Source organism: Paenibacillus sp. V4I7 (assembly GCF_030817275.1).
Lineage (GTDB): Bacteria > Bacillota > Bacilli > Paenibacillales > NBRC-103111 > Paenibacillus_E.
In genome coordinates, this window is the sequence record NZ_JAUSZD010000002.1 from 6,880,743 (window position 1) to 6,904,879 (window position 24,137).

The window sequence follows — 24,137 nt, forward strand, 5'->3', positions numbered from 1 at the left end:
CCCCCAAAGTGATTTCAATTACGCAGCTTTCTTAACAGACTCTACATATTGCTTTCCTTTTTTGTTATCGTACTGCCCTTCCCACTTCGCCATGACAACCGCGGCAATCGAATTGCCGATCACATTGACAGCCGTACGGGCCATATCCAGAATACGGTCAATTCCTGCGATAAAAGCAAGTCCTTCGAGCGGAATCCCAACCGATCCCAGGGTAGCCAGCAGCACGATAAAAGATGCACCCGGCACACCAGCAATCCCTTTGGAAGTGAGCATCAGAGCAAGCATCAAAGTGATCTGAGCGCTGATCGACATGTCAATGCCATACATTTGAGCAATAAATAGAGCAGCTATGGCTTGATACAACGTAGATCCGTCCAGGTTGAATGAATAGCCCGTAGGAATGACAAAAGAGGTGATGGCTTTCGGTACACCGAACTTTTCCATTTTCTCCATCATCTTAGGCATGGCCGTTTCCGAGCTTGCTGTAGAGAAAGCGAGGATCAGCTCATCTTTGAGTATGCGAATAATGGTCATTACACTGGTGCCGCAAAGCTTTGCGATCAAGCCAAGTACGACGAACACGAACAGGAACATTCCAAGGTACACAGCAAGCACCAACTTACCTAGTGGAACCAAGGAGCCTATCCCGAATTTGGATACCGTCACACCAATCAATCCGAAAACACCAAGAGGTGCAAATTTCATAATTTGGTTGGTCACCCAAAACATCGATTCGGAGAGCCCCTGAAAGAATGATAAAACCGGTTTCCCTTTCTCACCAACTGCGGCAATGCCCAAGCCAAGAAATACCGAGAAGAAAATAATTGCCAGCATATCCCCTGCAACAAAAGATTCAAACACGTTTCTTGGAACGATATTGACGAACGTATCAATGAAGCTGTGGCTGGTCACCTTCTCCGTCGCTTCGACGTATTTGTTAATATCCGTCTTGGCAAGCGTAGACATATTGACGCCTGCTCCAGGCTTCAATATATTGGCCACGACTAATCCAAAAATAATGGCAATCGTCGTTACGATTTCAAAATAAAGAATTGTCTTTCCGCCAAGCTTGCCCAGCCTTTTCATATCCCCAACGCCCGCTACTCCGACAACAAGCGAAGAAACGACGATAGGAACGACAATCATTTTAATCAAACGGATGAAAATATCGCCCAATGGCTTTAAGTAGCTCTCAACAGTTGGGTTTCCGAAAAATATAGCTCCTACGATAATCCCCAAAATGAGACCAAACAAAATTTGAAATGCTAATCCGAATTTTTTCATTATGATTCCCCCTTTTATTAAGCGCTTTCTTTTTCATGAAAGCTTTTGGTTACGCTTTAATAGATTTCATCTTAGTGGGGAATCTACAGAAAGCTAGACGAATCTACAATTTCTCTTTTTTATTTTTTCAAAAAATATACGTGTGTAAAAGTAAGCTATAGGTATAGAAGGAATAACGCAAACTATGTCGAATGACTTTTACTTCATGTGAGAAGGAGGGAAACAAGAACTTTGAAGGAAAAATGGTTCCTGCTCATACTCATGATCATTTCGGTTCCCATCGCAGGCGAGTTGAATTTCTATCCGTTTCGAGATGAGTTTCGGGTTAGCTTAGGCACCCCCACCTTCTTCCTTTTCCTGTTGTGGCTGCGGACTCCATCCCCTCTTATCTCAGGTCTTCTTGTCGGGATATCCGTTGCACTCTTTCGCACAGGGCTTCAGGCGTTCCTTGACTCAGATTGGAACTGGTCCGCTTCCTTTCATCATCATTATCCGGTATTCTTCTACTACCTGACCTATGGAATCGTCTTCACGGCCGTTCGTATGAACCGGTATCATAATCGGCCGCTTATAGTCGGCTTTCTGGGCGTTTCGATTGAAATCGCCGCGACGTCGGCGGAACTACTATTTCGATATACATCCATCACCGAGATGACTTCTCTTACCACCTGGAATCAGATTGCATTAATTGCTTTTTTTCGCAGTTTTTTCGTGCTAGGTATTTTCAATATCGTGAAGTTGCGACATTCGAGGGCAGCCGAAGAGCAACAGCGCAAAGAAAACGAGAAGATGATCATGCTTATCTCCGAGCTTTATGAAGAATCTATTCAGTTGAAGAAAACGCTGCACAATGCGGAATATATAACGCGGGTTAGCTATGAACTCTATCGGTCTTTAAAGGATGTACATCTACAGGGGATCGATGACTTGTCGCAAAAAGCACTCCGAATCGCCGGTCAGGTTCATGAAATCAAAAAAGATAATCAACGGATTTATGCGGGGTTGTCCGGTTTAATTTCACATGATAGCGATTACTTACCCATGGATGAATTGGCCGGAATCGTCTTACGTTCTAATGAGAAATATGCCAGATCCCTCAGCAAGAAGATTGCATTCTCACTCCAGATCGATGGCGAATTCCCATTATGTCACGTGTATGCCACCTTATCCTTGCTCAATAACCTAGTGACTAATGCCGTTGAAGCAATTCGGGAGTCGGGCTGTATCAGGATTAGCGTGATACGAAACGGAGATGATATCGTTATTAATGTTATTGATAACGGTCCGGGTATTGCGCCTAAGCATCATGAACGGATCTTCATGCCAGGGTTTACTACGAAATACGATGAATCCGGCAACCCTTCCACGGGTATAGGGCTCGCTTTCGTGAAACAAGAAGTCGAGCTGCTTCATGGAACCATACGGGTTCAAGCCGGCAGTGATGGGGTTGGTGCTAATTTCATCATCACATTGCCAGTGAGCCAGATAGGAAAGGAGGAATAGCCTTATGCGTTTTTTTATTATCGATGACGATCCGGCCGTACGTTACATGCTGGAGCAAATTATCGAGGATGAGGATTTGGGAAGTATCGTAGGTGAAGCCCCAGATGGGGCACACATTGACAGCGATCTACTTGCCCTCAAACAAGTGGATATCGTTCTTATCGATTTATTGATGCCTGATCGTGACGGTATAGAAACCGTTCGTGAGATTTCCGGTAAGTTCGAAGGCAAAATCATCATGATTTCTCAAGTAGAGTCGAAGGAAATGATTGGGTTGGCTTATTCCTGCGGAATTGAGTATTATATCACGAAACCGATCAACCGATTGGAATTGATCGCCGTTATTCGTAAGGTTTCCGAGCTGCTTAGGCTGCACCAATCCATAAGAAACATTCAGAAATCACTAAGCGCCATCGGCATGAACGGCGTCCTTACGGAGAAAGATCCGACTTCCAGTGCAAAAACAATAGTAACAAGCGGGAATTATGTCTTATCGGACCTTGGATTAATCGGTGAATCCGGCTGCAAAGATTTATTGGAGATGCTAGATTATTTGTATCGTGCCGATATGAATCAACCGCTCGCGCTTAACTTTCCACCGCTTCATGAAATTTTTCAAAACGTCGCCGAAAAAAAATTAACTCCCTCAGCCTCCGACAGCGATTTGAGAAAAGAAGTCAAAGCAGCCGAGCAGCGGGTACGACGGACTGTGAACCAAGCGCTAACAAACCTAGCCTCCCTTGGATTGCTTGATTATTCGAATCCTAAGTTTGAGGAATACTCGAACAAATTTTTTGATCTAAGCGATGTCCGCAAAAGAATGAGGGAATTGGAGAATAAGGAAGATGAATCTCAAAGTATCATCCGACAAAATACAAAAAAGTTTATTCAGGTGCTTTATTTGGAAGCCAAAAAATTGATTAGCCAGCTGTGAGGTAGGTTCCGTATCATTTGACCCGGAATATTCAATCCGGGAGTCAACGATGCGATCGCAAAAAAAAATGGCGGAGCAAGAATAAACCTTGCACCACCATTTTCTACTTTTCTAACATAAAGGAGCCGCACTATACTCGGTAATTGTCGCTTCTCCAGCTCTTGATCGACTTCTTAATCGCGTCAGGCGATAACTGCTCAGCAGAAGCTTTCTTACAAAGTGTAGGAAACTCCTCATCGGAAGCAAAGCGCAAAGCTGTAATTTGCCCCATCGTGAGCTTGGTATCCAGCAGCTTCTGGGTCAACACATAATGCCTGAGATTTTCTTCTGCCCGTATCGCGCGATCCTGCGCTTTTAAAGGATAGGTACGAACAATTATAAGTACAATGACTATACTGATCGAAATGAGTAGAAAAAGAATCGCGGGCAGCACTTGATCCCCGGATTGCACCGACTTAATAAGCTGGGTGACGGATAAAATCACCAATCCTAACGAAAGCAAAGTAAATACAAAGTGATACAGCGGGTGTATTCTACGATGATTCGCATAGTTTTGATTGTCGTTCTTCATGATTTCCCCACAATCTCATCAATCTCACTTTTTAATAAAAGGTACCGATGTACACTTCTCATAATTGGCACTTTGGTTAATTTGTTTTTGTCCACATACAGTTTCATCTGATCTTTAGAAAGACCTAATGATTCTCCCGCTTCCATAACGGTTAGTACTTCTTCATTACTTGTAGCGTTGAACGTTGACTTCACTTTTTGATTCCAGTCTTCAAAAGTATTCATATGCTCGCACCCTTCTAATTCCGTTACTTTAATTATACCACAGAAATTAAAAGAGGCATCATCCAATTAGCGGATACTACTTCACATCCTCATCGTTTAAAAGCTCCAGCAGCGCTTGTGGCAGGGCAAATTGCTGATTGTTAATAATAATTCGATTCAACTTATCGTCCATTGTTTCCGAATGCTCTTCTTTAATGACTTCAATTTCGGCATGCAAGCGTTCCATTTGCAGATCCAAAGCTGACGCGGCTGCAGCCGCTTGCTTTAATTCATCCAGAAGCCGCGCTGGTACAGCTTGATTGCCTTGATTGAACTTATAATAGATTTTATGCTCCAAACTTGCCCAAAAGTCCATTGCAATCGTTCGAATCTGAACTTCGATGCACACACTTTCTAGTCGATCCGACATATGTACAGGCACTTCGATGATCAAATGAAGACTTTGGTAGCCATTAGGCTTTGGGTTCTTAATATAATCCTTTTCATCTAGTACTTTAAGGTCGCCTTGACTCTTCAGCATCTGGCTTATGACATAAATATCAGAGACAAACGAACACGTAATCCGCATCCCTGCGATGTCCTTAATACTCTCCTTAATCCCTGAGAACGAGAGATCGCCTCCCTTTCTATTGAGCTTGTGAAAGATACTTTCCGGGGACTTCAAGCGTGATTTAGTATGTTCAATCGGGTTATATTCATGCAGCATTTCGAACTCCTGCACAAGAATTTCAATTCTGGTCTCTATCTCATCCAGTGCGAACTTATACGTCATCATAAATCGTGTCAGTTCGTTCTTGAATCGTTTTAAATCATTGATCGAAAGTTGATTCATCATGGTTGTTTCCATCCTTTGGTCGTGGTTATTTTACCAGTCCTAGCTAGTGTAATGCACATGTATCACTTGGTGCAAATTTGGTGTTCGTATTGACATCTTCTGTGGCGTCTTGGTATAGTACTCCTATCATATTCGAGTGAATACTTACGACGGAAGCACCCGTAAGATAAGGCCGATGGCCTTTCTTGCAGGTGCTTTTTTTGTTGTATTCATATCCATTTCCAAATTTGAAGGAGGTTGTCTATTGAAAAATTTCACCGCTTTGCTCACCGCTTTAGCCCTCGCCTCGGCCATTCCAGCCGAATTGGCTTCAGCCGCTTCATTCGAAATCACAACCACGATTCAATCCTCTCTCGACAAAACGATTGCCGGCGCGCCTCAAACCCAAGCTAGTAAAATCAGTTCGCTATACACCGAATTCCTCAACCTTCAGAAGCAAGAACAGGACTGGGAAGCCAAGATCAATACGCTGCATAGCAGAAATAAGGATACATCGGCAGAGCTTAGCAAACAGGCCAAAGATATCGATTCCGCCAAATTGGCGAAATTGGAGGAGGAGGTCACGCGAACAAGAGCTCGGCACCAGCCCTTATTATCTCAATACGCCGCGCTAAACAAACAAATCGAAGCCGCCCGAGCGCTGAAAAGCAAGAGCTTGAGCGCACTGCTAAGATTCCAAGCTGCTGCTATGAAAATACCCGTACAACTAGCTCGACTCGACATCAGCGCCAAGGTAAAAGCTTCCCAAGCCGCTAAAGACAAAGCATCCAAGGCGACGAAAAAAATCCGCAGCAGCCTGAATGACATTGACCCCATAAACGTACAAATCAAAGCTAAGCAAGGTGCTATCAAAACGATCCAAAACAGCCTCTCCCCGATATGGACCGCATTTAAACAAGGAGCAAAAAAAGAAGATACGAATGCTGTTCAAAGCTCACTCACCTCCATGATTTCTCTATCCCGTCAAATGAATGCAGAAAAAGAAAGCATCTTTAAGCTTGAAACGAAGATAAGTGATGCACTCACAGCGATTAAGGCTCAGATCCCGTAGGTTGGAGTCGCTGATAAGGAGTCTGCTTTATTGCCCCCGCAATCATCAGCCTTTGGAGATGTTGCTTATCCAAGCATCTATCAAAAAGCAGCAGCTTTGTTCGAATTCTTGGGACAACATCTCCCCTTTCAAAATGCGAACAAACGTACAGCCTTTACTGCACTAGTCACCTTTCTCCGTTACAACGATTATCGTTTCTCGATGGATAACAAGGCTGCGGAAGATTTGACAGTAGACATGGTTAACCACCAATATTCTTTCGATGACGTAGCTGAGATATTCAGGAGACATACAGTGCCCATTGACTAATGAGGCTGCCCCAAAAGTTCATCATCTCCCCTCGCTTTAACACCCATACAACTCAAAAAAGCACCCTCTCAGGTGCTTTTTATGCTTATACTAGCAAAGTACTGCTTAACGCTTCCTAAACTACCTTGCAAAGGCTTATGGTTTGAAATACGGAGGTGCTTTAAACCACCCTTTTCTCATTAATACATCTTTTAACGTTATCGCGTATGTAAACTTCTTCATCTGAAATTTGGCGAACATTGCCGCAACATCCGGCCGTACTGCCTCTGTCATGCCCCGGCAAGCATAAGAAATTCCCAGTACAATATTGAAGCTGAGAAGATTCGCTACTTCCTCATCAGACAGTTTGGAGCCCTCCGGAATATTTCGAAAATCGCCAATCGGTATAACCGGCGTTGCCTCGGGCACCGGGACGCCTTCTGCTTTTAAAAACTCAGTTAGCTCTGCAAAAATTGGACCATGAACATCGTTAATGACTTCTTTCAGCTTCTCCTTAAGTTCTAGATCCTCTACAATATTAAAAGACACCTTTTCACCGCGCATTGTTTGATCCGTTGCAGTCAAATAAAACCACAGATTCATGACTTCTCCGACGTTTAAAGGCGGTTTTTCACCATCCAGAAACGGCTTAATCGCATCATTGAGTACTTCCATGATATTCATGTTCGCAGCTCCTTTTTTGCTAGTTAGCGTTCCCATTTGTTTGGCTTTTATTTCATTTCATTCATTAAAAATATTTTTCAACCAGTTTGTCAGCTGTTCGTGTAGCGAGAGCTTGCGTTGTAAGCGTTGGATTCGCCCCGCCCAATGCGTTAAAATGCACACTATTATCAGCAATATATAACCGCTTTGTCTGATAGGATTCACAGCTGTCATCTACGACAAACCCCATCCTCATGGTGCTTTCCATATGTATCATCAGAGAGGCCGGCCAGTCGGTCCGGAGCACCTTCTTGGCTCCTGCTTTCCGCAAAATTTCCACGGCGATTTTAACCAGTTCGTTACGGTTCCAACTCCCCCGTTGTCCGGGAACATAGCTCACCTTCGGGACAGGTCCATTTTCATCCTTATTTGCAGGATCAACCGTAACCCCGTTTCTATAATTAACCTCATCGTCTGCAAATATAACTATGCTTAACGTTCTTCGATAGTTTTCCATCCATTGCTGCAGCTCAGGCCCTATAACTCGGCCTTTAGCATACCATGGCATACCGGTAAGGGGCGGCTGCATGGAGCTGTATCCAGACTGACTTAATCCATAGCTCATAGAGGCGCTTAGTCCGGGGCTCATCCCTGTAACCTGAATGGATCCAAGTCCAGGATAGTCAAGCCTCCCCCCTGATGTATGGCCAACAAAGGGATTGATATCCGGACTTCCCAGAATGGCGACCAGATCTTTTTCATCGAACATACCCGTGACCCAGTCAAAATAATGATTAACCAGCCCCCGTCCAACCCATGGATTACTGGGCAAACCAGAATTTAGCCAAAGCCGGGGACTTTCGATCGTTCCCGTAGCCATGACCACGACTCCGGCTCTAATCTCTTCTGTCTCCCCTGTCCATGTTTCCCGTATGCGCACGCCAATTGCTCGCAAGCCTTCCGTCAGATGAGTTTCCGTCAAAATTTGGGTGACAAAGGCATTGGGCCTTATGGTTACACGGCCTGTCTTTAAGGCTAGCGGGACATAGCTAACGTTGGTTGAACGCTTTGCAATTTTATCCACAGAAGGCCCGTGCGGGCATCCGTTGATACAATGACCGGCAAGAGTACAACCTTGCATCCAAGACAACTGTTCAACGGAATAATCTGGATTGGTAAGGTTCTTATTCGGAGGCAAAATGGCGTTGGGCTGCGGGCGATAGCCAGGAACTGTCACATTCAATGTGGGAATCAGCTGCCAGCCGGCCTTTTTTGCACCGTAAAAAAACAGCTCCTCTTTGGAAGTCATTGGAGCAAACTCAACCGGCAGCGTCGCTTCGACTTTTTCATAATAAGGAATAAGTTCGCGATAAGAAATCGGCCAAACATGATCAACCGTCACGGGAAAAGCGCGGGGCGAATTGGCAAGATAAGATTGCGTCGTCCCTCCTACGCCGGAATTTTGCCAAACAAACCCTCGCTCCGTTACACTCCGGAACCACGGAGGGCGATTTCTATCCGCAGGCCCCCAGCGAAGTCTCCCTGTGATCAAGTCATTCATTTCATCTTCATTCTTGTTGTACTGCTCCTTGAAAAGGAATATATTCAAATCATCCGGTTTGGAGCTGCTTTGAGCTCCGCGGTTCGTATTCGGATCAGGCCACTGTGAATTCCCATACCAGGGACCTGCCTCCAACACCAAGACCTGAAGGCCCTTTTCCCCAAGCTCTTTGGCAATCACGGCTCCACCGCCACCCGAACCGATCACAATAACATCAGGGTCAGTCATTCGAATATTCCCCCTTAGCATGCGGATATTTTAATAAAAATCCACGAAAATCACGGTATCCGAATGCCGGCCCGGGATAACCAATCATACGCCAACCCGGAGGAAAAAACTCAACCTGTCGGTAGGCCGGAGGAGAGAGACGGGTTGTTCCATACCCGAACCATTCTGAATAGTAACCGAACATCGTTAATTGAGTTAACGAATCTATCATGGTTTGTATCATTCCGGGGTTGTTTTGATAAGGAGGAGGCATCAAGTGGAGAGGGATCTCGAGCCGATCTAGTAGAGCCAATGTTTGCAGCCTATCATCGCGGGACAGAGCGGAAAACAGTCCGCCTCCGGGGAAAATCCAAGGGCTTAAGGGATGTTGAGCTAGCCCTCTCCGAATTAATTGCTCAGCCCCCATATCAAGTAATTGAGCTGTTAACCTCGAAAGAGGAATCTGAATTCGATGCTCATCGTTTATAGGAACAAATTGCGAATGATCGATTTCGTTCATCACGAATTCATCCACACAAAGCTGAACCGCCCCGGCTATAGGGATTGCTCCTATCGCTTCTGCCTGTCGAAGGGTAGGCGGAATAATCGTATCTACTAGCGCTTGAAAGGTCGCTTTGATGTTCATATCCCCTGTGCCAGTGCTTCCATTGGAACGCGACATTAAACTCACCACCCCATTTAGTCGAGTCGTTACTATCTACATATATTTGAATCTGTGCTCACTATGTCAAAATAATAGACATTAGCTGCAGGCAAATCGAAATATTCCTATTTGTTGCCAAACACAATAAAAAGAGCCTGCCAACGATCACTTGGCAAAGCTCTTTTTGCAGCTTAAGAAATATTACTCCCATGGATACTGAGTTACCAAATAGTCAGCGAACTTCTTGCTTTCCTCACGGCGGTGTTTCCTCATTTCCGTTCTATGCTCAGCCGTTTCATGCAGCTTTATTTCTTCTTCCGTCTCAGGTATTATACGAGGTACAAGTATCGTCTTATTCTGCTCATCCAAGGCAACAAAAGTAAGAAAAGAGGTCGCGGCGATCTTCCTCTCACCACTTCTTAAATCTTCCCTGATCACTTTCACAAATACCTCAATTGAACTCTTGCCCGTCCATGTGACGAAAGACTCTAAGGATACAGAATCCGTTGGCCTAATAGGGTGTAGGAAATCAACGGAATCCGTAGAAGCTGTCACAGTTGTCACACGACATAATTTGGTAGCAGATATTGAAGCAATATCGTCGATATAAGACATTAGCTTGCCTCCAAACAAGGTATTATGGTTATTGACATCCGTTGGAAAAACTCTGGAAATTTTAAAACATCGTGTTTCTCTTACATATTTCTTTTCCAACATATTCACACAACTTTCTTACAAAATGTAGTCACTTCGGACATTTTTCCCCGTTCATGATGCCGCTATGCTTTGATAAAAAAACACTACCCAATTCATATAAATGGATAGTGTTTTATTTGTTTTGTATGGAGTAATGCTCCCTCCGCTTTCGCTTAGGTATTAACAGATTTTCCACCTACAGAGGGAAGCCTGCTATCTCTTTTCTTTAAAGTCCCTATCACAATACCAACCGTAGTAAGTATAAAAGCCACAACGTGAATCCAGCCAATTTTTTCATCCAAAAAAATAATTCCCCCAACCATACTGGCAAAAGGCAGCCCGTTTAGAAACATAGCTGTTTTATTGGCGCCTAGAAATTTAATACCCTGATTCCACCCTAGTGTACCCAGTGAAGATGCTATCCAAGCTGACATCAACATAACGGCCCAAGCCATGGCTGGCAAATGAATCTGTGCATACGACGAAGGCCCAAAGAAAGTCACTGTACCCAGATTTAGCATGACTCCCCCAATTAGCGTGGAATAGGTAGTGACAACTAAAGTTGGCATGGAGGTTGTCGACAACTTCTTGATGAACAATGCACCAACAACATAAGCTAACATGGATAGAAGCATGATGACATCACCCCATCCAGATAAACCAACCGAACTATCTGCCGATTTGGAGGTTACAACCAAAACGACCCCTGAAAATCCAAACAGAATACCGAGGCCCAATCTCATACTGAATTTTTCCCCAATGAAAATGGATGCAAGCAGCGCGGTAGTTAGCGGATTTAATCCTAGGATCAGCGATGCATTTGTAGCTGTAGTTGTTACAACCCCATAAGCTAAAAACAACTGATGAAAGAAGATCGATGTTAGCCCTATAAGAAAAAGAAGTCCCCACTGCTTTGCATTAGGTTTATAGAATCCATATTTTTTAAATACAAACGGAAGCAACACAATTCCAGCGAGCGGCATCCTAATTGCAGCTACAAGCATGGGAGAGATAAACTGTGTAAGGTATTTAACCATTACAATATTTAAACCCCACGAAATGACCACCATAGCTAAAATAAAATAAATGGTTTTCTCCGACTTCACCAAGATGATGCACGCCTACTCTCTATCGATTATTAACTAATATAATCTTATTACACCACAAAAAGACACCTAAGACGGTGTCTTCTAGTACCTATCATCTTACTACACTCTTTGCTTCCATTCTATTAGATCATTACAATTATTTTCTTGTTCACTCAAACCAAACTGTTTATCTTTAATAATCAGATTTCCAATGATACATTTCAAAATTTCGCTCCTGCGTCCTAACTTCTCTGTATAGCGAAAACATCCTACCCTATCCTCCCAATTAAGTACCTCATAAAGCAAAAGACACCCTCTCGGGTGTCTTTGTTCGACCATAATTCGTCACGGCGTGAAGGTTGTCTCGTGGGAAGTTAGACGGAACGATTACGCGGATGCTCCGAAAGAATGGAGCTAACCAAACTCCTCACACTGGGGTGTGGCGATTGAAAAAACTGCGATTTATCTTCGCACAGCTCGACCACTTCCCCTTTCTCCATCACGGCCAGAACATCAGAAATAGAGTAAGCTGCTTTAATGTCATGAGTGATAAATAGGTAAGAGAGGCCAAACGCCGATTTCAGGTCGCTCAAAAGCTGCAAAATTTTCGTTTGATTCACCATGTCCAGGCTGCTTACCGCCTCATCGAGTACGATCAGCTTCGGTTTTAAGGCAATCGCTCTCGCAATGTTGACTCTTTGCAGTTGTCCGCCGCTAAATTGATGAGGATACTTGTGCCTGTCATCCGATTTCAACCCGACTGTTTCCAGAAGCTCTCCGACCGTTCGTTTGTACTCCTTCTGGGATAATGTCTCGTAGTTTTGCAGTGGCTCTCCGATAATTTGTTCCGCATTCATTCGCGGATTAACAGCCGAATAACAATCTTGAAAAACCACTTGAAGATCTCGACGAAGTCTCCTGCGGGTGGACGAGTCCGTGTTGTAAACATCAATCCCCTGAAAAAAAACTTGCCCTTTCTGCGGTTTTTCCAGTCCCAAGATGACCTTGCCCAGCGTGCTTTTACCTGCTCCGCTCGTTCCGAGAAGGCTTAAGCACTTGCCATGTTCGATGGAAAGAGTAACGCCGGAAAGCACTGTTGCCCGCTTCTTCTCCTTAAAGAACAGATGGGGTGCTCCATAACTATGAGTAACGTCCTTCACCTGAAGCAAACTCAATTCTTCACCTCCTGTTTAGACATTAGTAGGATAAGCAGCAGGGCGGCCACCCCGATAACCACACAACCGGAAAACATGACTTCGTACGAATACGCATTCGCAATCAGACTCATCCCCCAAATACCTACCGATGTTCCGAAATCGGCGGCTGCGATGAACAGCCCGATCCCCCTGCCTCTGAACCGTTCTGGCACAATGAACGAAACATAGGTCAGCAGTGTTGGATACAGCATCGACAAGGCTATTCCATTGCAAACTGCGGCAAGCAGGATCACAGGCAGCGATTCAGCCATTCGAACCAAACACACGGCGACCGTTATGAGGAATATGAGGAGAGCAGCTGCACGAACAGGAAAACGACCGTTTGTCGGAATGAGTTTTCTGCCGAAGAAGCGTAATGTAATAAGAACAGCGGTTTCGGTCATGAAATAATATCCTGCATACGGCAACTCGCGTCTCTCTAGATAAAGCGGGAGAAAAGCCGCCACCGTTCCGATGATCGCCGAAGCTAGCAGCATCGATAGGGATGGAAGCAGCAGCTTCCGATCTTTCCATCCTTGATAAAGCTCCTCACTTCGCAAATTCGCAGCAGCTTGCGAACCGATAGGCTTATTATTTCGACGCTCAGGCAGCTTGACGTTCATACCAATGAGGAGTGTTATCACACTGATCGGAATCAAGGCCATTAAGATGTAAGGTATGGGAACTTTTCCTGCAAAATAAAGAGCGAGAAAGGGTCCGTACGTGTAAGGCAGCATCGACGAGAGTGAGAAAAGGGAGAGCCCCTGCCCGCGAGCTTTCTCCGATAAGGCCTCGATGATCATCAGGTGCGATACCATGGAGAAGAAAGCAAGAATCACGCCCTGAGCAATTCGAAGCAGAGCGTAAACCCATAGCTCCTGAATAAGATACATGGAGATGACTACTACATTAAGAATTAACGCTGCGGCGAGTATCCGCTTTGCACCGAGTTTATCAACAATTTTACCGGCAACGGGCCGTAAAAACATCGAAGTAAACATATAAGCACCCATGATCAGTCCGATCTGCGACGGGCTTGCTCCAAGCTTGTGCGAGCTAAGCGGCAGCAGAATCAGAAGGATATGGCTGCTAGTGAAAAATAAGGCGGTAACGAGGTAAATCTGCATCGCTTTCGCACCAAAGGGACTACCCTGCGAAGCAATCTCAGATTGCTGCATAGCATTCATGACAATACAAACTCCTTGGTCGGTTGGTTGATCTGTTGGTTAATCTGCAGCTTGGGTCTGGCATCGAGCAATTCCTTCGTATACGCATGCTGCGGATGATCAAATAGCTCGTAGACATCTGCTTTTTCAACAATCCGTCCATGCTGCATAACGGCCACATCGTCAGCCATTTCCGCAATGACCCCCAAATCATGAGAGATCAATAAAATTGACGTACCATGTTCGGAACGAATGCGATTGAGTTGACGCAGCACCTGCAGTTGATTCGTCACATCCAGTGCGGTGGTCGGTTCATCAGCAATAAGGACAGAGGGCCGCAGGCACATCGCGACAGCAATCATAACCCGCTGCAGCATCCCCCCGCTCAATTGAAACGGATACCGCCGCATGAGCCCGAAAGGATCCGGCAAGTTCACATCCTGTAAAGAGTCGACCGCCAAATCGACCGCTTGTTTTTTGGTTAGAGCGGTATGCGTACGGATCGTTTCGACGAATTGATCGCCGATCGTAAACACAGGAGAGAAGGCATTCATCGGATTTTGCATAATGAGGGCGATCTCTTTCCCACGAATACACCGCATCTCCTCGGCCCTGAGCCCATTCAACTCGCGACCGTGTAATCGGATACTACCTTCCATGCATGCTGTTTTTTGGTCCAGCAACTGCAAGATGGAAAGACACGTGACTGATTTGCCGCTGCCGCTTTCTCCGACAAGACCAAGCACACGACCAGGTTTCAGCTCTAAATCGATATTGTGAACAAGGGAAAGCGTTCCCTGCTCCGTCATTACCTTTACGTGCAGGCCGCTCACCTGCAACACATTGCGCAATTCTTCTCTCAATGGTCTCATTCCTTTTCAAAACGTCGCTTAACGCCAAACCGCTCCGACAGAGCTTCGCCCAGTAGATTAAACGAAACAACTACGAGCAAAATCAAAATCCCCGGATATATCATTAATTCCGGATTACTGCGAATAAACGATTTTCCTTCATGGATCATGGCGCCCCACTCCGGCGCGGGCGGCTGAATACCGAGCCCCAGGAATGAGAGGGCCGAGATATCCATAATAGCCCAACCCATTTCCAGTGTTCCCATAACAACAATCGGGGGAAGCACATTGGGGATAATATGCTGCCTGATAATCTTCCATTGCGAGGATCCGCTTATTCGGGCAGCGGTGATGAAATTCCGTTCCTTTAAACTGAGAACCATACCTCGAAACATCCGGGCGTAATACACCCACTGCACCAGCATCATTGCCAAAATAACCTGCGTCAGTCCAGGCCCGAAAATCCCTATCAGCCCAAGAATGAGCACGAGATTCGGAAAGGACATCACCCCTTCGCAGAACCGCATCAGTACAAAATCTAACCAGCCACCTTTGTAACCGGCAATCGCTCCGATGAACAATCCAATTCCTAAAGAAGAAATGAAGATCAGGGATGCAAAGCCTAATGATACGCGGGCACCGTATAGAAGGCGAGATAGCGTGCAGCGTCCCAAGTGGTCGGTTCCCAATGGATAGTCAAACGAAGGTGGCTGCAGCTTGAGTGCCAAATTCACATGAATCGGATCATGCGGAGCGATCCATGGAGCCAAGATGGTAAGGATAAAGAGAGTGAGCAAAAGACCCAAACATACCAGAGCGGTCTTCTGACTCCTAAGGCCAGTACGTATACTCGCGATCATGGGCTGGTTCTTCCTTTCCAAGAAATCCGCGGGTCCATTACCATTTGCAGAAGATCCACGATCAGGTTGCACACGATATATATACAAGCAACGAGGAACACATAGCATTGAATGACCGGTATATCCCGGTTTAAAATCGCCTCAACAAAATAACGGCCGAATCCGGGCCAAGAAAAGACGACTTCCACGATGATCGTACCGGAAAGCAATTTACCTATATTCATACCCAGACCGGTAATCATCGGCGAAATCGCAATTTTCAGCACGTGCTTACCCATAATGACCTTCTCTTTGATGCCTCTGGTTCTGGCGTATAGCACATATGGCTCCTGCATCTGCTCAAGCACACTGGTTCGCAACAGGCGGGTATAGATGGCGATCAACCCCAAAGAAAGCGTTAATGACGGCAGAAACAGATGCGCCCATGTGCCCTTTCCTTGTACGGGAAATAGATCCAGCTTGACGGATAAGAAAAAAATCAATAAATATCCGAGCCAAAACTGCGGAATGGAAGCGCCAAAAAAAGCAAGCAGCCGACTGAAATGGTCGATCACGCTGTTTTTATAAACCGCCGATAGAAAGCCGATGGGCACGCTGATCAGCACGGCCAGACAAATGCTGCTGAAGGCAAGCTGGAGCGTTGCAGGCATCCGATGCGCGACCTCCTGCCAAACCGGTTCCTTCGTAACATAAGATGTGCCGAAATCAAGTCGGCACATCTTCATAAGGGACTCCACATATTGGACAAGCAGCGGCTGATCCAGACCGAATTCATGTCTTACCTCGGCCAGCAGCTCTTCCGTCGGGTGAATATGGGCTACAGTCAGATAGACTTCAGCCGGATCGACGGGCGAGAGATGGATCAGTACAAAAGAAAGAAGGGTGGCAAAGAGAAAGATGGGAATGATGGCAAGGAGCCGTTTCCCGATATAGCTGCGCAAATCATAACCTCCCTGCCATTTACTTTTTCACAGTGTCGAGCCCGAGGAACGGGTTGTCATCCCGATTGGCCGGGAATACGAAGCCCTTCACGTCTTTTTGATAAACTGCCGTTTTCTTAATATAAGAGATCGGCAAAAATGATGCCTGCTCATGCAGTGTCTTCAAAATAGAGCTGTACAGTTGTTGGCGCTTGTTCTCATCGGTTGAGAGGACAGTGTCATTTACTTGTTGATCCAGTTCTTTTTTCATCGGTAAGCTTGAGAGCGACTCTGAGATACCGAAGCCCTTTGTAGCTACAACATTAATGAAAGAGTGTGGATCATACGGCGCTCCGTAGTTGCTCCAGAAGTACAAATCAAAATCCGCTGCCCGCAAGCGTTTTATTTGTGCAGTGAGCTCCAGACTTGTAATGTTCAGCTTGACGCCGATCGCTCCCCATTCGGCCTGCAGCGTTTCAGCCATCGGCTTTTGAACCTGATCCGACTTTTCATACAACAGTTCCAGCTCAAGCGGTTTTCCGTCTTTCTCGCGAACGGTTTTCCCAGCAGGCAGCTTCCAGCCCGCTTCTTCCAAATATGCTTTGGCTTTGTCCACGTTATATTCCAGCGGCTTAACGTCAACGTTCGTGTACGGCAAGTTTTTGGATAAAATATTATCTGCTTTTTCCTCAAGGCCAGCCGTAATCCCATCCACCATCGCCTGTTTATTAAAGCCGTGATGGAGTGCCAGACGCACTCGCAAATCCGCAAGTATATCCTTGGTGGTGTTCATAACCACCTCTCTTGTTGCGATAGGCTCGGAAAGGCTTGTTTCATATTTACCGGAAGCTTTCAGCTGCTTAAAGGCATCCAAACTGATAACGCCTTCTCCATAGATCAGGTCGAGCTCCTTTTTCTCAAAGGCAAGTACGCTTGTTTCTCCGTCAGGAATAATTTTGATGACCATTTTATTGACTTTCGGTTTTTCTCCCCAGTAATTCGGATTACGGGTGAATTCCGCATATTCGTCTTTCTTATAGGACGTCAGCATCCACGGTCCGGTACCGACCGAGTTCTTTACACTCTTGGACGTATCGCCATCATCCGGGAATCCGGCTTCCCCAAGGAAGCGTACCGGACGGACGACTGCCAGCTCCTGTATGGTCGGATAATAGGCCTGCTTCAGTGTCAATTTAAATGTATACTCATCCACGGTTTCGGTCTTGTCAAGCACATTAATAAAACCTAGCCAGCTATGATTTTTAAAATTTTTCATCACCGCATCGAAATTCTTTTTGACGATAGCGGCGTTAAACACCGTTCCATCGGAGAATTTCACATTTTGACGGAGCTTGAAGGTGTACTCTTTCCCATCCTGTGAGATAATCCACGATTCCGCCAGATGAGGTTCAAGCTTGCCTCCCTCTTTATAGCTAACCAACGGTTCGTAAATCATTGATTGCGCAATTAATTGCGATGGATTATAAACATGCGGGTTCATCGGTCCGATATCCCTTGGCAATGAGACAGTAATCGTTTTATCCTTCTGAACCACTTCAGCACCGGAGTTCTGAGCTGCGTTTGGTTTGGAGCAGCCTACAAGTGTAATAGTCAAAATAAGCAGCATAATGACTAGTATTTTACCTTTTGATTCAAACATTAGATTAATTTCCCCTCTCGACATCCACCCATGATAATGATTATCACTATCAATGAATACTATACGATAGGCACTTTCCTGTCAATAAAATTGTTACTTCTGAGAATAATTTCACTTAAATAGGTAAATCAACAAACCATTCTTTCTATCAAAGAATACATAGTAGTAATACTAGAGTAGGAGAGTGGTGACTTATCAAAACATTCAGGGCACTGTTAAGAGGTCGAAATGAGGTACCTCCTGTAAGAACTATAGCCTCTGGAAATGCGTTATTCGAGCTAAACAACAGCGGAACTCAATTAAGATTTGTGCTTATCATCCGAAATATTTCTCGCGTCACGCAAGCCCATATTCATCTTGGACGAATAGGTCAAAACGGTCCCGTTGTTGCCTTCCTGTTTGGTCCGTCGAAATTTGGCATATCAGTTAGACGTGGTGTTGTTCGAGGTGTTCTAACTAATCAAGATTTAGTCGGTTCTCTGCAAGGCAAGACGCTTAGAGATTTAATCCGTGAGTTCGAAAGCGGCAACGCCTACGTTAATGTACACACCATTCAAAATCCAAACGGAGAAATTCGTGGGCAAATCAGAAGGTAACATACTATCCGCAGATTTTCCTAAACATTCAAATTTAACATTCAAATATAAAAGCACCCTCTCGGGTGCTTCAGCCTGTTGATAAAGCTCAACGGCTCTTTTTTTATGCTTTCCATTGCAATAAATCATCGATAATTTGATTTTGTCCGATTGGTGCCCAGCTCATACTAATCCAATTCGGAATCATTCGTGTCTGATTGTTCCTTACCGCTTTCATCGCATTCCAGGAAGTGCCCTTCAGTACCCCCGAAAATATATCAGTTTCCTCTGACTGAATTGGATGTTTATAAATAAACAAATAGTCCGTTTCAAACGGAGGCAAGCTCCCCAGTGCGAACTCCTTGGTTCTTTCGTTTAAGGGCACGCAGCTTCCAGGTTTCAACCCAAGCTCTGAATAAAGTAAGTTACTTAATGGGTGGTCCACCAGTCCCTGCACGCGAATCTTCCCGCTGTAAAGCCTTATTATTGACACCGTTCTATTACCAATCGTTTGAGTTAATAGATTACGAGCATATTTCACCCTTAACTCCAGTTGGCTACAATTTTGCCGTGCTTCTTCTTCCCTTCCGACCAATTCTGCAATCCTCATATAATTGATGCGCCAATCCATCGTGAAATTTATGATGACTGTTGGGGAAATCTGTTTTAGCTGCTCATAGAAAGGAAGATGTCTGTAATCTGCAATAATTAAATCCGGACGGTATTTACGCAATTCAGTCAGTTGAACTTGAATGAGCCGCTTGTTCTCTTCAACACCTAATTCCAAATGTCTATACCCATTCATTTCAAAAGGAGCATCTACACCTAAAGAGTGCAAACAATCCTTATAACGGAAGCAGGAAGCAACGGCTATCTTCAACTGTCTCCTCTTCACATACATCGTTGGAGATATACCCACTGTGTTTTTAAACGTTCTGCTAAAATAAAACTCATTACCGAAACCGACAGAAGTCGAAACATCCTTGATAGAAAATTCCTGCTGCTGCAGCAACTGTTTAGAAGAATCAATCCTAATATGATTTAAATATTCAACAGGAGACATCCGTTTTGTTTTCTTGAAACTCCTTGAATATGAGGTTGGCGTTAATCCAGCGATGTCCGACAAAGTCTCTAGCTTAATTTTATGACGAAAATGCTTGAGCATATAGCCGATGCTTTGATCGATCCCTTTAGATGCTTCCTCTTTTTCACCCTGATCCGACTGGTCATGTACGATACAATGGATAAGGCTTTGAAATTTTAATTGCAAATCGGTATCATCTACCCATTTTTTTCTGCTTTCCTCATACAGCTGCTCGACAACTTCAAGCATTTGTTTGGCATTTTTGAGTTGAATTCTGCCAGTCTGTAATAAAGAGGGGCTAGCACCCTCATTAGAAAGACTCCAGCCGCCTTTCCGCTTTGAAATCGTTACCCTTTTAATGATCATGATATAAAATTCTATAAGTTCAGACTCTGACATTACTTCTATACTCATTCCTTGTGTAAGGAAATAAGATTGGCGCGGGTAGATTTGGAAAGCTTGCTTATCTATGCAAAGATGACCGTTACCTTGAGTCACAACAAAGAGCATATCTCCCGGAATATGCCTCGTCTGCAATATATTCCACTTTTGATATCTGCGTTTGCGAATTGAAGAGAGCAGTAATAGGGAATATTCGTGTCCAGAAACCGGCACCATATGCTGCTGCACCCCCTCTTAAAGTAATAACGATTATCATTATCATTCATTTTAGTATAAATTGTTTCCATACACTTGAAAAGGTTTTTTTAAATGGCTCGTTACTCCGACTTAAAATCAATAACAGTCAGCATCTCTTCCGCTGTTTTACGCGGCTGTTTGGCTGGTACCGTTTCCGGATATCCGATGTGCAGGACGCCGGCGATCTTCTCCCCTGGTTGCACACCCACCGCTTGATGGTACTTAGGGGCATAGTTATAACTATTGGTTTTCCACACAACTCCCAGTCCTTGTTCCCAAGCAGCCAGCTGAAAATTTTGGATTAAGGCACAGACTGCTCCATAGTCTTCATCCCACTGCTTTTGACGTGGGTCTTCCTTTAATATAACGACGAGATGAGCCGGTACCTTCATGAAATAATCCCATTTCGGCTTTCCATATCGTTCCTTTTCTTCGGCAGAGTAGGACTGAAGCATTGCATCAGCTAATGTAATCCGACCCTCTCCTTTGTACAAAATGAACCTCCAAGGCTGTCTGTTGCCATGATTTGGCGCCCAAACCGCCACATTCAATAATTCCAACAGCAATTCATTGGATACGGGATCACTTTTGAAATCTCTGATGGTTCTTCTTTCTTTAATTAAATGTGCAATTGTACCAGCTTCTTTATATTCTAATGAGTTCATTTTTCGATTCCTCCTTGGCTTCATTTATAAATTCGATTGCTTTCGATTCGAGCTTGTCAGACCTTCTTCCTTTACCCTTGGGAATGCACATTGGCGTAGCAAAGAATGGATCCAACAAAATTTCACATTCCATTCCAAACACATGCCGGACAAGTTCCGAATTGATCACATCCTCCGGTTTCCCTTGCGCGTAAACGGTTTTATCTTTAATAGCAACCAGATGATGGGCATACCGGCAAGCCAAATTAAGGTCATGAAGAACCATAACAATTGTTCTCTGTTCTCGTTCGTTTAACTCAAATAGCAAATCCAAAATATCGACTTGGTGGGCCATATCCAAATACGTTGTCGGTTCGTCTAACAATATCGTTTGTGTCCCTTGAGCCAATGTCATTGCTATCCACGCCCGCTGCCGTTGTCCACCTGACAAGGAATCGACTGACATTTCAGCTAATTCTGTTGTTTTGGTTACGCGCAAGGCCTCTTTCACAAGACGCTCATCTTCATCTGACCACTGCTTTAACCAATGCTGATACGGATACCGTCCTTGTTTAACTAACTGGAACACGGTTAACCCTTCCGGAGCAATCGGGCCCTGCGGCAAAATGGATAGACTCTTAGCTATTTCCTTGGTTGGAATACCCGCGATATGCTTGCCATCCAGAATGATTTCTCCCTTTGCAGGCTTCATTAAACGAGCCATCGCACGAAGGAGCGTTGATTTACCGCAGCCATTTGAACCGATAAATACGGTAATCTTCCCTTTTGGAATAGACAGGTTTAGCTGTTCGATTATGTTTTCGTTTCCGTAGGTTAAATTTAGATTTCTTGTCTCTAATGTTTGCACCACGATCACTCCTATCTTGAATTGCGTTTCGTGTACAGCAAATAGATGAAAAAAGGTGCACCTACAGCTGATGTGAACACCCCGACCGGAACATCCAATGGTAAAAAAAACGTTCTCCCTGCCAGATCAGCCAGCATGACAATAGCGCTCCCGAGCAAAGCAGATACAGGTAATACACTCTCGAAGCTCGAACCGACCAACTTACGTGCCATATGCGGTGCTATTAAACCAATAAATCCAATGCCACCCGCCACAGAAACTGCCGAACCCGCTAATGCCACACTGATAAGCAGCAGCAATAAACGATTAACCTCGACCGCGCTTCCTGTGCTTGCCGCTATATCGTCCCCCAGTTGTCCAATATTGACATGGCGAGCTAACAGAAAGGCGAGTGGGATCAGAATAACCGTCCAAGGTAGTACAGTGAATACATTTTCCCAGTTAGAAGCGTAGACCGACCCCGTAAGCCATAAATAGGCTTGGCTTGGATCGTAACTTGGGCTAAAAACAATCATCATCGTTGTAGCAGCAGACATCAGAGATGACATCCCGATTCCCACCAAAATAAGCCGAATGGGTGTGACCCCTCTTTTCCAGGCAAGCAAATACAAAATAGCTGATACGACTGCTGCGCCAATCATCGCCGTGACAGGCAGCCAACGAATGCTTACTATGCCAGCGAAATAAGTTAGGAAGGTTACTGCTGCAACGGAAGCTCCCCCTGTAATGCCCATCATATCGGGTGAAGCCAATGGATTACGAATAATCCCCTGCAAAATAGCTCCAGCTGCAGCCAGTGAAGCACCTACTAGCATAGAAACGACAATGCGCGGGAGCCGCAGTTTTTGAATGACCATCGCATGATCTTCTGCCCCAATCCCCATAATGCCTCTAATTACATCGGTAGGAGAGATGTACATTTCTCCCAACCCTGTACTTACAATGGCAATGACCGCGCAAACAATTAGTAAAACCACGGTCATCGCTGCCGCTTTCTTATGTACTAAAAAAGAGACTTCTCCGCGCTTGAATCGAATAGGAACATGCAGCTTCATGATTTAACCAGCCCCCTCCGAGCAATATAAATAAAGAACGGGGCACCTATAATAGCCGTCATAACACCAACCGGCATTTCCTCAGGAATCATAATAAACCTGGCAATTAAATCAGCCAGAATCAGCAGTATGGCGCCAAGCACCGCACAATAGGGAATCACCCAACGATGATCAATACCAATGAAGAACCGTGAGATATGCGGGATCACAATGCCGATAAATCCGATCGGACCGGCAACAGACACCGAGCAACCCGCCAGTACGACAACGATAATGCCTGCAGCCGATTTTACCCATATCGTTTTTTGACCCAAGCCTTTGGCTGTATCCTCTCCCATCATGAGCAGATTCATATCTCTCGCGATGAACCATGCGGCTACCCAGCTTACCGCCATATAAGGAAATACAGAAATAATCATTTCAGGAGAGCGCCCTGCTATCGTACCTGTCAACCAGAACAGCACCGTGCTGAGACCTTGTTTGTTCAGCACCAGTATGCCTTGTGTAAAAGAAGAAAACAGGGCAGTCATAGCTGCACCTGCCAACACAATTTTCAACGGAGTCAGTCCATCTCTTCCAAGCGAGCCCAAAATATAGACAAAGACTGCCCCTATTGCAGCTCCCAGAAAAGATATCCACATAAGTAATTGCATAGATGAAACAGAGAAGGCGACTGCAGCAAGCACAACGAAAAAGGTAGCTCCAGCGTTGACCCCAAGTACACTTGGTGAAGCAAGCGGATTGCGTGTCAGAGTTTGCATCAGCGCACCTGCGATAGCCAAGCTGGCTCCAATAGCAGCTGCAATACAAGCTCTTGGCACTCGTGTTGTGCGAATAATAATTTGGTCGCTCACATTTTCATCATAATGAAAGACGGAAGACCATGCGGTATGCCAATCATACTGCGTTGCACCAAAAAGTATGCTTGAGACAAAGCTACAAAGTAGGATTAGGACGAAAGCAAATAGCCCGGCAGCTCTCCATAAGCTCGTATTTATAAGGTTCATTGTGAAAATCTCCTTGTAATCTACAAAGGAATGAACGAAACGT

25 protein-coding genes are annotated in these 24,137 nt (G+C 44.9%); 5 read left to right on the plus strand and 20 right to left on the minus strand.

Going from position 1 to position 24,137, the window contains the following annotated elements:
- Positions 1 to 18: 18 nt before the first annotated feature.
- Positions 19 to 1,284, minus strand: a complete 1,266-nt coding sequence (locus QFZ80_RS32130) for a cation:dicarboxylate symporter family transporter (protein WP_307562796.1) — start codon at positions 1,282 to 1,284, stop codon at positions 19 to 21.
- 231 nt (positions 1,285 to 1,515) lie between these two features.
- Here QFZ80_RS32130 and QFZ80_RS32135 point away from each other — a divergent pair, with 231 nt between their 5' ends.
- Together QFZ80_RS32135 and QFZ80_RS32140 are read left to right on the plus strand one after the other, a co-directional pair.
- Positions 1,516 to 2,787, plus strand: a complete 1,272-nt coding sequence (locus QFZ80_RS32135) for a sensor histidine kinase (RefSeq protein ID WP_307562798.1) — start codon at positions 1,516 to 1,518, stop codon at positions 2,785 to 2,787.
- Between the two features lie 4 nt (positions 2,788 to 2,791).
- A complete protein-coding gene (locus QFZ80_RS32140) occupies positions 2,792 to 3,721 on the plus strand; it encodes a DNA-binding domain-containing protein (protein WP_307562800.1) in 930 nt (309 codons plus the stop codon).
- A gap of 130 nt (positions 3,722 to 3,851) precedes the next feature.
- Here QFZ80_RS32140 and QFZ80_RS32145 read toward each other — a convergent pair whose 3' ends face one another.
- From QFZ80_RS32145 to QFZ80_RS32155, 3 genes are all read right to left on the minus strand, one after another.
- A complete protein-coding gene (locus tag QFZ80_RS32145; protein WP_307562802.1) occupies positions 3,852 to 4,292 on the minus strand; it encodes a DUF6526 family protein in 441 nt (146 codons plus the stop codon).
- On the minus strand, positions 4,289 to 4,516 hold the full coding sequence (locus tag QFZ80_RS32150; protein ID WP_307562804.1) for a DNA-binding protein: 228 nt from the start codon (positions 4,514 to 4,516) through the stop codon (positions 4,289 to 4,291). The genes QFZ80_RS32145 and QFZ80_RS32150 overlap by 4 nt, the downstream gene beginning before the upstream one ends.
- A gap of 76 nt (positions 4,517 to 4,592) precedes the next feature.
- On the minus strand, positions 4,593 to 5,348 hold the full coding sequence (locus QFZ80_RS32155; protein WP_307555872.1) for a GTP pyrophosphokinase: 756 nt from the start codon (positions 5,346 to 5,348) through the stop codon (positions 4,593 to 4,595).
- Positions 5,349 to 5,595: 247 nt separating this feature from the next.
- Between QFZ80_RS32155 and QFZ80_RS32160 the strand changes: the two genes are divergently transcribed.
- A complete protein-coding gene (locus tag QFZ80_RS32160; RefSeq protein ID WP_307562805.1) occupies positions 5,596 to 6,402 on the plus strand; it encodes a hypothetical protein in 807 nt (268 codons plus the stop codon).
- 30 nt (positions 6,403 to 6,432) lie between these two features.
- Positions 6,433 to 6,711, plus strand: a complete 279-nt coding sequence (locus tag QFZ80_RS32165) for a type II toxin-antitoxin system death-on-curing family toxin (RefSeq protein ID WP_307562806.1) — start codon at positions 6,433 to 6,435, stop codon at positions 6,709 to 6,711.
- Positions 6,712 to 6,846: 135 nt separating this feature from the next.
- Here QFZ80_RS32165 and QFZ80_RS32170 read toward each other — a convergent pair whose 3' ends face one another.
- The 11 genes from QFZ80_RS32170 to nikA all read right to left on the minus strand — a co-directional run bounded on the left by QFZ80_RS32170 (position 6,847) and on the right by nikA (position 18,222).
- Complete coding sequence (locus QFZ80_RS32170) at positions 6,847 to 7,374, minus strand: DUF3231 family protein (protein ID WP_307562808.1); 528 nt, start codon at positions 7,372 to 7,374, stop codon at positions 6,847 to 6,849.
- 64 nt (positions 7,375 to 7,438) lie between these two features.
- Positions 7,439 to 9,142, minus strand: coding sequence for a GMC family oxidoreductase N-terminal domain-containing protein (locus QFZ80_RS32175; protein ID WP_307551407.1), 1,704 nt, complete (start codon positions 9,140 to 9,142; stop codon positions 7,439 to 7,441).
- A complete protein-coding gene (locus tag QFZ80_RS32180; protein ID WP_307562810.1) occupies positions 9,135 to 9,803 on the minus strand; it encodes a gluconate 2-dehydrogenase subunit 3 family protein in 669 nt (222 codons plus the stop codon). The genes QFZ80_RS32175 and QFZ80_RS32180 overlap by 8 nt, the downstream gene beginning before the upstream one ends.
- A gap of 183 nt (positions 9,804 to 9,986) precedes the next feature.
- Positions 9,987 to 10,499, minus strand: coding sequence for an acyl-CoA thioesterase (locus tag QFZ80_RS32185; RefSeq protein WP_307555870.1), 513 nt, complete (start codon positions 10,497 to 10,499; stop codon positions 9,987 to 9,989).
- Between the two features lie 155 nt (positions 10,500 to 10,654).
- Positions 10,655 to 11,587: a DMT family transporter gene (locus QFZ80_RS32190; RefSeq protein ID WP_307564296.1), complete on the minus strand. Its 933-nt coding sequence runs from the start codon at positions 11,585 to 11,587 to the stop codon at positions 10,655 to 10,657.
- 356 nt (positions 11,588 to 11,943) lie between these two features.
- On the minus strand, positions 11,944 to 12,744 hold the full coding sequence (gene nikE, locus QFZ80_RS32195; RefSeq protein WP_307551401.1) for a nickel import ATP-binding protein NikE: 801 nt from the start codon (positions 12,742 to 12,744) through the stop codon (positions 11,944 to 11,946).
- Positions 12,741 to 13,952 carry a staphylopine family metallophore export MFS transporter CntE gene (cntE, locus tag QFZ80_RS32200; protein ID WP_307551399.1) on the minus strand — a complete coding sequence of 404 codons (1,212 nt, stop codon included), beginning with the start codon at positions 13,950 to 13,952 and terminating at the stop codon, positions 12,741 to 12,743. Before cntE ends, nikE begins: the two co-directional genes overlap by 4 nt.
- The gene (gene nikD, locus QFZ80_RS32205; protein ID WP_307555868.1) at positions 13,949 to 14,740 is read right to left on the minus strand and encodes a nickel import ATP-binding protein NikD; all 792 of its coding nucleotides are present in this window, start codon (positions 14,738 to 14,740) and stop codon (positions 13,949 to 13,951) included. The genes cntE and nikD overlap by 4 nt, the downstream gene beginning before the upstream one ends.
- Before the next feature lie 59 nt (positions 14,741 to 14,799).
- On the minus strand, positions 14,800 to 15,642 hold the full coding sequence (gene nikC / locus QFZ80_RS32210) for a nickel ABC transporter permease subunit NikC (RefSeq protein ID WP_307551397.1): 843 nt from the start codon (positions 15,640 to 15,642) through the stop codon (positions 14,800 to 14,802).
- A complete protein-coding gene (nikB, locus tag QFZ80_RS32215; RefSeq protein ID WP_307551396.1) occupies positions 15,639 to 16,583 on the minus strand; it encodes a nickel ABC transporter permease subunit NikB in 945 nt (314 codons plus the stop codon). Before nikB ends, nikC begins: the two co-directional genes overlap by 4 nt.
- 19 nt (positions 16,584 to 16,602) lie before the next feature.
- On the minus strand, positions 16,603 to 18,222 hold the full coding sequence (gene nikA, locus QFZ80_RS32220) for a nickel ABC transporter substrate-binding protein (RefSeq protein ID WP_307551394.1): 1,620 nt from the start codon (positions 18,220 to 18,222) through the stop codon (positions 16,603 to 16,605).
- A gap of 194 nt (positions 18,223 to 18,416) precedes the next feature.
- Between nikA and QFZ80_RS32225 the strand changes: the two genes are divergently transcribed.
- Positions 18,417 to 18,818: a CHRD domain-containing protein gene (locus tag QFZ80_RS32225; RefSeq protein ID WP_307564298.1), complete on the plus strand. Its 402-nt coding sequence runs from the start codon at positions 18,417 to 18,419 to the stop codon at positions 18,816 to 18,818.
- Between the two features lie 103 nt (positions 18,819 to 18,921).
- Here the strand turns inward: QFZ80_RS32225 and QFZ80_RS32230 are convergent, their stop codons facing one another.
- The 5 genes from QFZ80_RS32230 to QFZ80_RS32250 form a co-directional block, all read right to left on the minus strand.
- Positions 18,922 to 20,499 (minus strand): helix-turn-helix domain-containing protein, encoded by a 1,578-nt coding sequence (locus QFZ80_RS32230; protein ID WP_307562812.1) that lies wholly within the window; start codon positions 20,497 to 20,499, stop codon positions 18,922 to 18,924.
- A gap of 101 nt (positions 20,500 to 20,600) precedes the next feature.
- Positions 20,601 to 21,185 carry a nitroreductase family protein gene (locus tag QFZ80_RS32235; protein WP_307562814.1) on the minus strand — a complete coding sequence of 195 codons (585 nt, stop codon included), beginning with the start codon at positions 21,183 to 21,185 and terminating at the stop codon, positions 20,601 to 20,603.
- A complete protein-coding gene (locus tag QFZ80_RS32240; protein ID WP_307562815.1) occupies positions 21,166 to 22,032 on the minus strand; it encodes an ABC transporter ATP-binding protein in 867 nt (288 codons plus the stop codon). The genes QFZ80_RS32235 and QFZ80_RS32240 overlap by 20 nt, the downstream gene beginning before the upstream one ends.
- An 11-nt stretch (positions 22,033 to 22,043) precedes the next feature.
- The gene (locus QFZ80_RS32245; protein ID WP_307551388.1) at positions 22,044 to 23,087 is read right to left on the minus strand and encodes a FecCD family ABC transporter permease; all 1,044 of its coding nucleotides are present in this window, start codon (positions 23,085 to 23,087) and stop codon (positions 22,044 to 22,046) included.
- A complete protein-coding gene (locus QFZ80_RS32250; protein ID WP_307562817.1) occupies positions 23,084 to 24,094 on the minus strand; it encodes a FecCD family ABC transporter permease in 1,011 nt (336 codons plus the stop codon). The genes QFZ80_RS32245 and QFZ80_RS32250 overlap by 4 nt, the downstream gene beginning before the upstream one ends.
- Between the last annotated feature and the right edge of the window lie 43 nt (positions 24,095 to 24,137).